Source organism: Chromobacterium haemolyticum, assembly GCF_002081825.1.
Taxonomy (GTDB): domain Bacteria; phylum Pseudomonadota; class Gammaproteobacteria; order Burkholderiales; family Chromobacteriaceae; genus Chromobacterium; species Chromobacterium fluminis.
In genome coordinates, this window is record NZ_MUKU01000012.1 from 16,819 (window position 1) to 29,984 (window position 13,166).

General features: G+C 63.0%; 14 protein-coding genes. All 14 read right to left on the bottom strand.

What is annotated here, in order from left to right:
• Positions 1 to 2: 2 nt before the first annotated feature.
• The 14 genes from B0T39_RS11035 to B0T39_RS11100 all read right to left on the bottom strand — a co-directional run bounded on the left by B0T39_RS11035 (position 3) and on the right by B0T39_RS11100 (position 13,118).
• On the bottom strand, positions 3 to 1,772 hold the full coding sequence (locus B0T39_RS11035; protein WP_081546529.1) for a hypothetical protein: 1,770 nt from the start codon (positions 1,770 to 1,772) through the stop codon (positions 3 to 5).
• A complete protein-coding gene (locus tag B0T39_RS11040; protein ID WP_081546531.1) occupies positions 1,769 to 2,452 on the bottom strand; it encodes a hypothetical protein in 684 nt (227 codons plus the stop codon). The genes B0T39_RS11035 and B0T39_RS11040 overlap by 4 nt, the downstream gene beginning before the upstream one ends.
• Complete coding sequence (locus tag B0T39_RS11045) at positions 2,452 to 2,961, bottom strand: hypothetical protein (protein WP_141111184.1); 510 nt, start codon at positions 2,959 to 2,961, stop codon at positions 2,452 to 2,454. The genes B0T39_RS11040 and B0T39_RS11045 overlap by 1 nt, the downstream gene beginning before the upstream one ends.
• Before the next feature lie 6 nt (positions 2,962 to 2,967).
• Positions 2,968 to 6,156, bottom strand: coding sequence for a tape measure protein (locus tag B0T39_RS11050; protein WP_081546535.1), 3,189 nt, complete (start codon positions 6,154 to 6,156; stop codon positions 2,968 to 2,970).
• A 108-nt stretch (positions 6,157 to 6,264) separates the two neighbouring features.
• The gene (locus tag B0T39_RS11055) at positions 6,265 to 6,564 is read right to left on the bottom strand and encodes a hypothetical protein (RefSeq protein WP_081546537.1); all 300 of its coding nucleotides are present in this window, start codon (positions 6,562 to 6,564) and stop codon (positions 6,265 to 6,267) included.
• Positions 6,565 to 6,799: 235 nt separating this feature from the next.
• A complete protein-coding gene (locus B0T39_RS11060; protein ID WP_081546539.1) occupies positions 6,800 to 7,333 on the bottom strand; it encodes a hypothetical protein in 534 nt (177 codons plus the stop codon).
• A 63-nt stretch (positions 7,334 to 7,396) separates the two neighbouring features.
• The gene (locus B0T39_RS11065; RefSeq protein WP_081546541.1) at positions 7,397 to 7,816 is read right to left on the bottom strand and encodes a hypothetical protein; all 420 of its coding nucleotides are present in this window, start codon (positions 7,814 to 7,816) and stop codon (positions 7,397 to 7,399) included.
• Entirely contained in the window at positions 7,813 to 8,301 is a 489-nt protein-coding gene (locus B0T39_RS11070; RefSeq protein WP_081546543.1) for an HK97-gp10 family putative phage morphogenesis protein, read from the bottom strand. Before B0T39_RS11070 ends, B0T39_RS11065 begins: the two co-directional genes overlap by 4 nt.
• Entirely contained in the window at positions 8,276 to 8,626 is a 351-nt protein-coding gene (locus B0T39_RS11075; RefSeq protein ID WP_081546545.1) for a head-tail adaptor protein, read from the bottom strand. The genes B0T39_RS11070 and B0T39_RS11075 overlap by 26 nt, the downstream gene beginning before the upstream one ends.
• Positions 8,623 to 9,201 (bottom strand): head-tail connector protein, encoded by a 579-nt coding sequence (locus B0T39_RS11080; protein ID WP_081546547.1) that lies wholly within the window; start codon positions 9,199 to 9,201, stop codon positions 8,623 to 8,625. The genes B0T39_RS11075 and B0T39_RS11080 overlap by 4 nt, the downstream gene beginning before the upstream one ends.
• A gap of 2 nt (positions 9,202 to 9,203) precedes the next feature.
• Positions 9,204 to 9,419 (bottom strand): hypothetical protein, encoded by a 216-nt coding sequence (locus B0T39_RS11085; protein WP_081546549.1) that lies wholly within the window; start codon positions 9,417 to 9,419, stop codon positions 9,204 to 9,206.
• A gap of 51 nt (positions 9,420 to 9,470) precedes the next feature.
• On the bottom strand, positions 9,471 to 10,793 hold the full coding sequence (locus tag B0T39_RS11090) for a phage major capsid protein (protein ID WP_081546551.1): 1,323 nt from the start codon (positions 10,791 to 10,793) through the stop codon (positions 9,471 to 9,473).
• Between the two features lie 100 nt (positions 10,794 to 10,893).
• Positions 10,894 to 11,856, bottom strand: a complete 963-nt coding sequence (locus B0T39_RS11095; RefSeq protein WP_081546553.1) for a S49 family peptidase — start codon at positions 11,854 to 11,856, stop codon at positions 10,894 to 10,896.
• Positions 11,853 to 13,118, bottom strand: a complete 1,266-nt coding sequence (locus B0T39_RS11100; RefSeq protein ID WP_081546555.1) for a phage portal protein — start codon at positions 13,116 to 13,118, stop codon at positions 11,853 to 11,855. The genes B0T39_RS11095 and B0T39_RS11100 overlap by 4 nt, the downstream gene beginning before the upstream one ends.
• Between the last annotated feature and the right edge of the window lie 48 nt (positions 13,119 to 13,166).

Here is a 13,166-nt window from a genome sequence, read left to right on the forward strand (position 1 = left end):
ACCTAACCCCTCTTCAATGTGATGATGTCCGCCGGCACGCCGACTCGGTACGACACTGTCGCCGGCGCGGTCAGCGGGTCGCGCGTGCTGGCCGGTATCTCCGGCACGGTGATGCGGAACTCGGACGCTCGCGTTGCATCCTCGGTCGACGGCTTGTCCGAAAAGCCCAGGAAGCCATCATGCGTTGCCGTCGATGTGTTGCTGACGTCGAGCGTCGTTTGCCCGCTGCCGGTGGTGCTCATTGGAGGCTGCGGGATCTCCGGCTTTTTCGGAGCCGGCAGAGGATCAACCGGCACCGTCCCCACCGCCAGCGCGCCGAACAGCACCATCGTGATTTCGTCGACCGCGCGGCCGCTGCCAGTGTCGAGGGTGGTCACCACCCGCTGCACTTTGCCGACGGCATCGACTTGCGGATGCTCGACAGCTACGGTGTGGCACACGTCCAGCTCCGAATGCGCCGGCACCTGAAACGTCAGGGTCGCATTGCGGTGACTCGCGGCAATCTGCGCCGCAGCCTCGGCAAGAAGGCATTGCAGCGCGACATTAACCTGCGCACGGCCCTGTCCGGGCAGCCAATCCAGATCCGGCATCGGCCCGTCAAACGTCGCTTCGCCTTTCTCCCAGCCGCTGGTATCGACCTCGACCGCCAACTGGCCGGTGCTGCCTTCCTTCTTGCGCGTGCCATAGGCGGCCACTGAGTCCGGCGCCACCGCCACCACCTTGATTTCTTCCGTGATCTGCTGGGCGCATCGCCACTTGAGATCTACTTCGGCCCGGCTGCAATAGGGGTCTGCCTCGGGGGTGCTGGTGAACGGGTTCTTCCAAAAGTACAGCACGCCGTTTTCTGAAAAATACTGCTGGGGCGGACTGGACAGATAAGTCGTGTTCACCACTGTCCAGCCCGTACCGCTGGCGGCGCCGGCGACAGCTGATTTCTCCGGATAGCGGAATTTGCCAAGGAAGAAGTCCGCCAGCCGCTGGCTGTTCTCCCATGTGAACCGGTGCCGGCACTCGTTCAGCCGTGGGAAGCGGAATTCGAACTTCGCCTCCACGGTGTTGAACAATTCCGCCAGCCTGTTCGTTTTCAGCTGCAAGGACTGATCGAGGATCACTCCGGCGTCGAAGCGAAACGCCGCCGGCCCGGCGCGCCACGGCGTCACCCGCGGATTGCCGTACACGTCGAGATCAAACGATGCCTGCACCGTCGACAACCGGTCCTCCGAGTAGCGCAGCGAATCCGCGTCCGGGCTGAACACCAAGTCGGACCAGTGCCCCCCCAGCAGCGACGCCAAGTCCGCCCGCGTCTTGCGCGCCAGCAGATCGCGGCGGCCGTCGGTGGCGTGCAGCGTCAGCACGCCGGTGGCGCTGCTCAACTCCGGCATTTCGACGCGCCCCGTGAATCGCCGATACCACGCGCCGCCGGGCTCGCATTGCAGGTCCACCATGAGCCGCTTTCCGCTGACGCTGGCCAGCGTGTAGGGCGCGCCCGGCAGCAGCTGGATTTCGCAGATCCGCGCGAGCCCCTCCTCGGCCTCAATCCGAACAGAGCCAGTAAGCCAGGCGCTGACATCCTGCTGCTCCAGCACCGCGCGAACATCCCATTGCCCGGCGTGCCGCGGGCTGCCCAGCGCCACGAGGTGCAGCGGCAAGGACAGCGCCACCGCGCCTTTTGACAGCGCCAGCGGCAGGCTGACAACACCGCGCTCGCCCGGGCTTTTGCTCGGGCCAGGCAGCGCTGCCAGCGGCGCGCCGGCAATGGGGGTCAGAATCATGGGAGTCTCAGCTCATTCAAAACGTATGCCGCCGGCGGCGTGCTGGTATCGCCCCACATCGAGGGCACATGCATCATCAGGTCGAGATACCAGGCCCTGGTTTGGCCTGGACCAATCTGCGGCGGCACGACCACCGAGCCGTCCTTGTTTTTGATCGTGCCGTCGTTCTGTAGGGTGAACACATTTCCGCTGTTGTTGGCTACAACGAATGTGCAGCGCGGCCAGGCCACCGCCTTGGTGTTTGGCGCATAGACATAGCAATCGGTGCCGGCCGGCAGCCCGCTCAGATCGAACAGCACCGACGGCACCGTCGGCATCGCCTCAGCTTCAAACGCCTGAGTGGGCCGCTTGAACAGCGCGCTCAGCGACGCCGCGGACTGGGTGACGAAGGCCTGGCAGGCCACGCCGTCCCAGTTGTGTTGCTGCTGCTGCATCTCTCCGCCGACGCGCACCGGCTCAGCGGCACGGTTGATAAAGAACTCCTGAAAGTCCAGGTGCATCAGCTCGGCCTTACTGCCGTCGTTTGCGCGAAAGCACACCACCGTCCGCCGGTTGCGCTTATCCGCCGGCGGCATCGTGATGCCGAACGCACGCAGCATCAACATGTCCGGGTTTCCCATCTGCATCGGGGACAGGCCGGTGGGCAAATCCGCCTTGAGGTCGTTCCAGTAGATGTCCATCACACCTCCTCGCAGTTGAGCGTCCACTGAAAATTGCCGGCGGCCAGATCACCGGTTTCCGTCAGCTCGGCGAACACGGTCAGCACCGGCCAATAGCTGACCTGGTAGCCGACCACGCCCGGCACCGGCGCGAGAATGGCCACCGCGCCGGACACCTCCACTACGGTTTCCACCGTCTCGCCGCCGGCCAGCACCGCGAAACCGTAAACGCCCATGTCTTGGCGATGCGCCGGAAGCGCAATGCTGGCCGCCGGGCTTGCGATGGCGCGCGGCGACGCGCACCACAGCTCCAGCGGCTGGGACAGGTCCAGCGCGGACAGGCCGGCCGGCAGCCAACCACCGCCCTGGAGCGAGGTTTTCAGCCGCGTCCAGCGCGTTTGCCGGAAGCCCGCGCCGCTGGCTGAGCGCAGCGTGACCCGCGACGCCAGTTGCTCATAGTTCTGGGTGAAATCCAGATGCGACAACAGCGGGCAAACCAGCCCGCCAATCTGGAACATGGGTGCGTTCATACCGCCTCACGATTTGAGTTGCAGCCGGCGGACGCCGGCCATGAAGTCGCCTGCCTCGCCAGGGTCAGCCGATACCGCCAATTGCTGGCCTCCCAGCGACAGCATCAAGGTGCCCAGGGCCTTGGCCGCCGGCTGCGCCAGCCCGCCGACATCCGGCAGACTGATGCGGTCGGCGAACGTCGGCAGCGCGGCGCCGACCAGCCCGCCGTTGGCGTAGCCGCGCCAATCCTGAAGCGCGCCCATGCCCCGCCGGTGGAAATCCCACATGAAAGCCAGCGCGCCGGGCTCGCGCATCCGCTCTTGCGTTTGCACGAACTCGCCGCCGTGGACGACGCCGGCCGGCTCATACTTCCCCCCGGGGCCAGTCCAGCCGCCACCGGAGAAGCCTGGCGGTTTCTCGGGCAGGCCAACATCTTTCCGAGCATCGGTCAGGTACTTCCCGTCCTGGCCGACATACTGCACCGGGATCTTGATCGGCTTCGCGTCGGCCGCCGCTTGAAAGCGTGCGATCAAGTTGTCCAGATCAAGATTGCCTTTCTCCGTGTCGAACCCAACCTGCAGGCGCTTGACAGAGTCCGCGGCCTTCTTCAGCTCCTCGATTTTCTGCATCGCCTGCTGCAACTGGTCGGTGGCCTGGCCTTCCGCCTTGGCGTCGAAACCATCCTGCGCTTTGCCGGCCTGGTCGTTGAAGAAGTTGAACTCCCCCTCCGTGATCTTGCCGGCCTCGCGCAGCTTGTTGATGGTGTCCATCAAGCTTTCGAAGGCCTTCTCCGTCGCCGTGGCGTCGCGCGCGGCCTGCCGAAGGTCGGCATCCTTCCCCGTCTTGGCCGCCTGGGCCTGGCTCTCCTGCGCCTTCCGCCCGAGGGCATTCGCTTTCGACAATCCCTCGTAGTAGTCGGTGACGCCCATGGTCGCCGGGTCTTTGGCCTTCTTCGCCGGGTCAACGGCCTTGTTGCCATACCAGGCCTCTTGATGCTTTTTGCGGGCCTCGGTCGCCGTCTTGAGCGCATCGTTGGCTTTGTCGTAAAGCTTCTGCTCCTTCGCCAATTTTTCGGCCAGGCCAGCCAGCGCGCCGTTGCGCACCGCGTCGACGTTCTTGCCGAACCGCTCCTCTTCTTTGACGCGGTTTTCGGTGTAGGCCTTGTAGTCGGCCAGGGCCTTGCTGTATGCCGCAGACTCACGCGCCAGCCTCCGCGCCTCGGCGTCCTGGGTGGCGTCACCGCCGCCGCGCTCCACCGACTCGGCTCGCTGCTGGAGCAGCAGCTGCTTGGTTTTCAATGCCCTTTGAAGAGCATCGTCATATAGCGCCAGTTGTTCACGGCTATAACCATTCAGGGCTGCCGAACCGACAATAGGCGTGTCAATCGTTTGGAACTTCGTCGGGTTACCTACGCTCTGGTACTGCTTAAGAATTTCGCGGCTCAAATCGAGCGCGCGCTGCTGCTGACCATTCCAGATTTCGAACTGATCAATCGCAACCTTGGCCCCCGCCGCCGCGGCAAGGCCGAAAGCGGCAAACCCTGCCACAGCAGCAATAGGTATCGCTCCAATCGCGGTCTTGAGAAGCGCGATTTCACCTATCGCCCTGGCAATGCCAGACGAATCGACGGCCATCCCAATCGCGATTTTGGTCGATCCAATAGCGCGCAGCGTATTCAGCGCCGCGGACAGCGCACCCACCCACTGCACGACCTGCACCAGCACTTTCATGCCCACATAGCTGCCGATCAAAAGCTTGATGGCGTCAGCGTGTTCACGAACAAAGCCGACCGTCTCACGGATGGTTTCGCCCAGCGTGCTGATGATCGCAGCGAGATTGCGTCCCATGTCGGCGGCGGAGCCATCTGCCATTGCCTGGGCGATGGCATCCATCAGGGACTTGATCTGCGATTTTGCAGCTTCCAGCGGACCATTGTTGCCAACCTCAGCCAGGAACTGATCCCAGATGTCCTGTAACTGGGACACCATGCCCTGCCATGTGCCAACCTGCGATGAAGCGGCGCCTTTGGATTCCTCCTCCATTGCCTGAATCAATTGGCGGATCACGTCACGTCCCAGCAGGCCCTTGCTCCCCATGTCCTGCAGTTCGGCGGTGGTCTTGTTCAACTTCTTGCCGAGCAGATCCCACACCGGCACGCCGGCATCAACAAACTGCAAGACCTCTTCGCCCTGCAGCTTCTGTTTGCTCCACGCCTGGCCCAAGGCCAGTGCAATCCGAGTCAGCGTTTCCTGGCTGCCGCCGAGTTTTGCGGACTGATCAGTAATCGCCTGGAGAGCGCCGGCCATCGGGTCGAGGCCGAAGTTCTTCAACTGGGTGTAGGTCTGGGTCAACCCCTGCACACCGAACGGTGTGTCCAGCGCCAATTGCTTCAGCTGCTTGAAGGTGTGGGTGCCGAGCACCGCAGACTTTTCCACGTTGTTTAGCTGAACTTGCAGCGTCTCAAAAGCCCCTGTTTTATTGAGGACGCTCATGGTTGCCTGGACTGCGCCAGTCAGCGAGCCCAGCGCGGCGACGGTGCCGATGATCTCGCCCCGGACGCCGGACAGGAAGCCAGATCCGGCCGGTGCCGCCAACTCGCCGCGGACTTCACGAATCTTGGCTTGGAAAGCCTGGGCCGCCGCGATCTGCTCGCTGTAGTTGAGCTGGCCGCTGTTGATCAGCCGGTTGTAAGCGGCGTGCGCCAGTTGCAGACTGCGGCCGGCGTCGTCATCGCCAAGCCCAAGGATTTCCTTCGCGCGGTTCATCTTCTGCCGCGGGACCAGCCGGGCACGGGCTGAATCAATTTTTGCGGCCATCTCCGCCTGGGCCGCGGCCAGATTCCGCGAGTCGACGCCGGCGGCGCTCAGCTCTTTGCGCAGACCCTGGACCGAGTCTATCTGCCTGCGCATGGACTTCTCGGCCCGGTCCAGTGCCTTGTCCGTCGTGGACAGGGCCTTTTCAAGATCCTTGGTTGGCCCGGTCGCCATGGCGATGGCCTTCTGATACGCCTCGCTCTCCTTCTTCAGCTTGAAGAACTCGGCGGCGGCCTTCTTCGCGCTTTCCTGGGCCTTGCCGAGCAGCTCCATTTTGGCGGCAGTAGCCGACATACCCTGCAGCGCGCTGCCGAATTTCTGCTCTGCGGCCACCACTTCTTTCAGGAACGGTGACGCATCGCCGGCCATCACCATGCGGATCAACATGTCATTGCTTGCCATGGGCGGCCTCGGCTTCGTCTATCGCGTGTTGAAACTGGGAGTGGGTGTAATGCCAGGCCTCGCTATGACCCAGGCGGATCAGGGCCGAAACCAGCATATCGAACTGCTTCAGGACCGCGTCGACGCGAGTAGCTTTTCGAGGCGGGCCTGCATGTCGAAAAAATACGAATTGACCTCCCGGCAATCGGCCAGGACTTTTTCAAGCTGCGACGGCGGCAGCGCCGCCATTTCTTTCAGCGACAAGTCGGTCATGGCGGCCAGCTCGGTCAGCGAGATGCCAGGCAGGAGAAACGCATCGACTTGATCCGCCGGCGTGTACTCAAACAACGCGCGGATCTCGGCGACTGTCAGTTCGCGGCAGACCACATCACGGTCGATATCCAGCGTGGTGATTTTGCTTTTTTTCATTTCGGGACCAGGTAAGAAAGCAAGCAAAGCAGGCAAAGGACAACAACAAGCTTGATGAACGACAGCAAGCTCAGCTCTTGAACCCGCCGGATCAGAAATAGAACGGAAACCATGAAAAGGACAATCATCGTCGTGACTTTCCAGTAAGCGTTAGCGCCGACTATCGCGTCACGACAAAACAAATTCCTATTGTGGGATTTCCGCTCCTTGCCCGGCGGCCTCGCCGGCACTGGCATCACGACGTCTGCGTCGCCATCACCACCTGGAAGTACATGGACTTGCCGCCGGTCTTGGTGCGGTCAGCCAACACGCCGCCCTTGAGCTTCAGCGTGGCGAAATCGTCGCCGATCAGCGCCAGGTCGTCGGCCGGGCTAGGCTTGAAGCGATGGATGGTGAGATTGACCTTGGCTCCGCTCTGCGCCTCGTTCAGACCTTCGAAGATCAGCTTGTACTCGGTGCCCAACTGGGTCAGCGCTTCGATGGTGGCCTCCTTGCTCGTCGCGTCAATCGTGACGTCGCCCTGCAAAGCCAGCGCGATGTTGTCCGGCGACAGCTCGCGCAGATCCATTTCGACATCAACCGAGCTGATGCGGGTCACCTTGTTGGCCGTGCCGCCGCCGCCACGGGTGTAATCAACCAGCTTCTTTTCGTCGGTACTGATCTTGAGGCTCAGCCCCGAGCAGTTACCGACTTCGCGCGCAGTGGCCGCGCCCTTCTGAACTTTCACCACGCCGTTGCCGATGTAGCTGTATTCCTGAATTGCTGCCATTTCCGTCTCCTGTAGGCATAAAAAAACCGCCGGGCGGCGGTGATGGATTGTGTTGCGGGTAAATCAGGGCTCCTCCGCCCTGCGTCTGAATTTCACCTCGATGGCCAGGTCGACGACGTAGGTCATCTCCTCACGGTTGAAGCGGTATTGAGTACCTGTTTCATTCAGCTCGATAATGTGGTGGACACCACCCAGGTTGTGATCGACGAACAGTGCCTGGCGCAGCGCGCCCATGTGCGGCTCCAGCCGCGAATAGACCTCACCGCGCATCGCATCGACAATCGTCGTCACCTTCAGCAGGGTGAGGTCGTTGCGTACAGCCCGACCCTTCTTTGCTTCTGGGTCATGGTCTGTGAGATGGATAACAGTCATCGGCTCGGCCACGTCCTCCGGCTCCAGCACCAGCACGCCGAGCGCAACCCGCCCAGGAAGCGCCGGCTCCAGCCTCTGGTACACCGCGCGGGCAATGTCGAAATCCTTCACAGTCTGGCCTCCACCATTTTGAGCAGTACCTCGCGCGCGCCAGCGATGGCCGTCGCTTTCGCCTCATCCCCAACTTCATCCACCGCGCGCGACAAGTAAGGATGCGGGTCCATTTTGCTGGTCCCCAGTTCCACAAACCGGCCGTAGTACGCGGTCACCAGATCAGTCTTGCGGCCCCTGCTGGCCTTGGCAGCCAACTTGGCGCGGCTCAACGCGCCGACGCGGTTGCGCTTGGCCCTGGTGGCCACGGTGACAAAGCCGGTTAGCGGTGCATCGGTTTTGCGGACGTTGGTCCATGCGATAATCTGCGACCGCAGGAAACCACTGTCCCGCGGCGCCAACTGCTTGGCGCGCCGCATGATGATTTTGACGCCGGCCAGCAGCGGCCGGCTGAGTTCGCGGCGTTCTTCCACCGCGCCGGCCAGCCCCTCCAGCCGCGCGAAAATCCGGGACCGAGCGTCATCGGCTTTGAGGCTGACGTCCATCGTCGAGCTCCAGTATCAGTTCCATATCGCGGCGCCGGCCGTCGCGGTCTATCGGCGGCGATTTGACGGTGTAGGTTCTGGTCACGCCGTCTTTGACGTGGACCAGGCGCATGCCGGCCTCGATGCCTGTCCGCCAGCGCAGGAAGGCCCGGGCGTCTATCTGATGCAGCGTGACATCTCCGATCCGGTCGCGGCCGGTGATGTCGGCTACGTTTGCCCGGGTCTTGCAGACTAACTCCCAGCCGCTGACGTTCTCGCCGTGGTCGTTTTTACGCTTTACCTCGCGCTGGATCTGGACCAGATGCCGCAGGCGGCCGGCTCTCATAGCGCCACCACTTGCATTGCGTAAGGCGTCAGCATCTCGTCAACGAACGATTTCGGCAGATCGGTCACGATGGTCCCGGCGATGAACTGCTCGCGGAACTCGTAGAATGTGCCGACTCGGTACAGCAGCCACTGCTGAATATCCTCAGGGACATGGTCGCCAGCGGCTCCGAACCCTGCCATGTAGGTGATCTGGATCGCATCCGGCGCGGCGTCGATCTTCGGCCACGCCGCGCGCGGCCGGATGAACAGGTGCGGCCCATCTTCCAGTGCGACGAAGTCGCGCCATTCCACCACTTGGCCGGCCTGGCGCAGCATGATGGATTGCACCGACTTGGCATTCGCGGTCTGCAGCAGCAACGAAGGGATCAGCGGCCACTGACCGAAGGTCTCACGGTAGCTCGCCGTGAGCAACGGCCCCTTGAGCTTTCCCTCGCATGCGCGAACTGCCGCCCGCTCCATCTGCATCAGCAGCTCGTCGTCATCGGTCATGTCGAGATCGATGTTGCACTGCTGTTTGATTTGCCCCAGCGTCAACACCGTCGCCGCGCTGCGCTGGGTCACCACGGCGGCCATGATCAGCTGGCCTCGCCGGCAGCACCGCGGCGGCCGGTGTTGCCTTGCCGCTTGTTAGCGTCGACGCCTTCGTCCGCCTTGTCGGCTTTATACAGCTCAACGACACCGGACTCGGACAGTTTCTCCAGCCGCTCCACGTGCGATTCATCGAAGCCGGCGATATCGCCAGGGGTATAGATGCCATGCGGCTTCAAAAACTTGACTACAATTTTGTCCATCTCGCTCTCCAGCTTGAGTTGTTCGCGGCCGGAAGCCCGGCCGCTACTGCCTTACTTGCCCCACTTCACCCCGGTGCCGATGGCGATCGACTCGCGGTGGCGCGGGCCGAAATCGTGTTTGGCGATCACGCGGATCAGGGTCTGATCGCGCTGGAAGGCGCTGATGACGTTGCCGTCGCCGTCCTTGTAGGTCGCCTCCTTGGAGAAGTCGATCATCAAGGCCTGGTCCTCGCCGATGAAGCAATCGGCGAAGTCGGCAAAATACAGTTCCGATTCGTCGCCGCCGGCGCCCAGGTTGTTCGGGATTTGGGTAGTCAGGCCAACCGGGTAGCCTTTCAGTTGCTTCTGGGCCAGCTCCGGATAAACCTTGTTGCCCTTCATGTCGCGCAGGCCTTCCAAGAAACGGTAGGTACGCGGCGACATCACCCAGCCCGGCAGCACCATGTTGGCGTCAACGCCTTCCAGCGCCAGGATCAGCGTATTGAGGAACAGCTCGATGGCCTGCAGCGCCGCGGCGTCGATGGTGGCAATCGCCGGAGCCGGGAACACATTGCCCGGCAGCGCCCAGAAGCGCAGGCCTTTGGGCAGGTTGCCGCTGCCGTCATCGCGCAGGAACGCCTTGTCCTCGCGCGCGCCGACGGCCGAGGTCAGATCGTCCACCACCACGCGGTCCACGTTGGGGCTGATGCCCGAGTTGGCCAGCAGGTCGTTGCTGATCGGCACCAGCGCGGCCATCTTCTTGGACGAGAGCTTCAGGTCGTCGAACTGAGCGCCGGTGACCGGAGCGTCGGTGTCAGTGCCGATGTAGCCGACCTGCGCGCCCCCCTTCAGGCGCGGGATGGTCAAGTTGCCGTTGTTGAGCGGCAGCGAGCGGGCACCCAGGCGGCGAACCACGGTTTTCGGGCGCAGCAGTTCGATCACTTCGCTCGCCAGATTGGTCGGCACCAGCACGCCACCAGCCGAAGGCGTGGCGGTATTCAGGGCAGCAGCCACCTCAGCGCCGTAGCCGCGCTGGTCGGCGATGTTGGCGGCGGCTTGGTAGTTGCCTTGAGCCTCGATCAGGGCCATGGCCAGGTGAGCGACACCGGCGCCGGCAACCTTCTTGCCGGCAGGCTGGGCGTACAGTTTGTCCTCCGGCGGCGCGCCTTGAGCGTTCAGGCTCTCCACCTGAACGGCAGCTGCCGCCTGCATCTGCTCAGCAGCTTCCAGCCGTTGCAGCTGCGCGCCGAGCTGGTTGAACTCGGCGTGCATGGCATTGATCTGCTCGATCTGCTCGGCGCTCATCACCTCGCCGGCAATCTCCAGGGCGGCCATCTCGGCCACCTTGGCGGACAGTTCGGCACGGCGGCGCTTCAGTTCTACGATCTTCGACATTCGGTTTTCTCCAGACGAAAAAAAACCGCCTCTCGGCGGTAGAAATAAAAAAAGCTCCTTTCGGAGCTGGGTTGTCGTCGCCGTGCGGCGGCGCGTTGGATCAGTGTTTAAGGTTCAGGCTCATGGCCATGGATGCGGCAATGGCCTGAGTGCTGCGGCGCGCTTTCGGCACGCTGGCGCGCTTGGCGGCGACACCGGCGGCTATACGGTTCACCGCCTGCTGCTGGCTTTCCAGGCTATCGGCCAGTCCGGCCTCAATCGCCTTGCCGCCGTAGAACAGCCCGGCCTCGGTGTCCTTCACGGCGGACACCTTCATGCCACGGTTCTGCGCGACGGTGTCGCAGAACATTTCGTAGTAGTGGTCCAGCATGCTGTCGGCGGCGGCCATAGCCTCCTCGCTCAGCGGCCCGGTCTGCGACATGTCGTCTTTGCGAGCGCCGCGGTAGAGGGTCGTGACCTTCACCCCCTCGTTTTCCAGCTTCTGGCTGAAGTCGGCGTGCTTCATGATCACGCCGATGGAGCCGACGCCGGAAGTCTTCGACAGCACGATGTCGCTGCAGGCGCTGGCAATGGCGTAGCCGGCGCTGAAAGCGCTGTAGTGAACCAGCGCCGTAATCGGTTTGACGTCGCGACCGGCGCGGATGTCGTCCACAAACTCGAAGCAGCCGGATACCGCGCCGCCGGGCGTGGCCAGGTCGACAACGATGTGTTCAATGCTCGGGTCGTTGAGGCCGGCATTCAGCTGGCTGCGCAGGCCTTCATAGCTGGCCTGGTTCGAGCACAGCCCTACATCGTTGGTCCGCGGCACCAAGATGCCGGCGACCGGCATCACCAGCACGCCGCTGCCGCGCGCGGCCTCCATGCGCCGGTCCTCGGCGGAGACTGCTTGCACTGCGCCGTGGTCGCCGTCTTCCTTCCAGGCCGTCATCGGCAAACCGATGTTGACCTGCTGCAGGTTGACGCCCATGCGCAGGCCGGCCCAGGCCACCGCTTCATGCAGCATGTCCGGCAGCACCATGTGCGGCTGGTTGAACAGCTGGTGCAGGAAAAGATGCTTTCTCATTGGGTCTCCAGGATCTTGTGAATGGCGTCGATGGCTTCGGCCGAAGCCCCCGCCCCTTTCGGCAGCCCCGCGCCAGCGTGAACCATGTTGAGCGGCTGCAGGTAGATGTCACCGCCCGGGATCGGCGGCAGATTCTCCAGCCGGCGGATGTCGTTGACCGAGAGCCAGCCCCATTGCCGCCCCACCGCATACGCGGCATAGCGGGTCTGTGTATCGCCGCGCAGCAGGCCGCCCACGTTGAACTCGATGTAGTACTCGTCACGTTCATTCGGCAGCAGCAGGTCGCGCATCATGGCCTGCTCGTGCCGGCGCAGCCACGGCAGCAGGCAGTAGACGACAAATTCAATCGCCTGGTGCTCGATGTTGTTGTTGGTCGCCCGGTCCAGCAGCCCGACCTTGTGCGGAGGCATCTTGTAGATCTGGGCAATCTCCAGCGCCGACAGCTTGCGGCTGTCGATCAGCTGCGCATCCTCGTTGGTCATCGACAGCGGCCGGAACGACATGCCGTCTTGCAGTACCGCCACCTTCATCGCGTTGCTGGTGCCGGCGTACTCCGCCCGCCAGCTATCTTTGATGTCCTGAACCCGGTCTTTCTTCAACGGCTCCAACGTGGTTTGCCCCACCACCGCCGGCCGCTCCAACACGCCGGCCAGGTGGGTGCCATTGGCAAAAACCTGACTGGCGTGGTCTTGCGTTGCAAGGGCCAACCCGATGGTGTCGCAGTGCAATTGCACCGGACTCACGCCGGTGTAGCCGTTGAGGGTGAACCAGCGGACGTGATGAATCATCCGCATCGGCATTGCCGGGTTGCTGCCAATCCGGTAGTACGGCAGCAAGTCCTCGCCTTTCAGGACCGTTACTTTGGGATGGTCCAGCGGAATCAGCGCCACCGGGTAGCCTGCCGCATCACGCTCAATAAAGCTGTAAGCGGCACCTCGCAGCCCTGCCGATATCTGCTGCTGCTCACGGTATTCAAACGAGGTCTGCCACTGATTAGGTGCGTGATGAATCAGCGAGTAAACAGGGTGGTCAATTGCCCGGACTCGGTTTTCTCCATCGCGCCGGTACAGCTCGCAGGGAAGCTGGGCAACAGATTCGGCGATCTGCGTCACGCACGCCTGCAGCGTGGTCAGCGCCAGTGCCTTTTCAGGGGAAACCCGAACGCCCGCGGCGCTGCGCGCCCCGGCGCCCATCAGGCTGGATATCCAGCCGCGCTCCGGGTTGGCCGCGTCCTGAACGCCAAATTGTTGGGAGGAGAACATTAGCCAGCCCCCCGCGCCGCCGCCCGGGCCGTCATGAACGACCACACC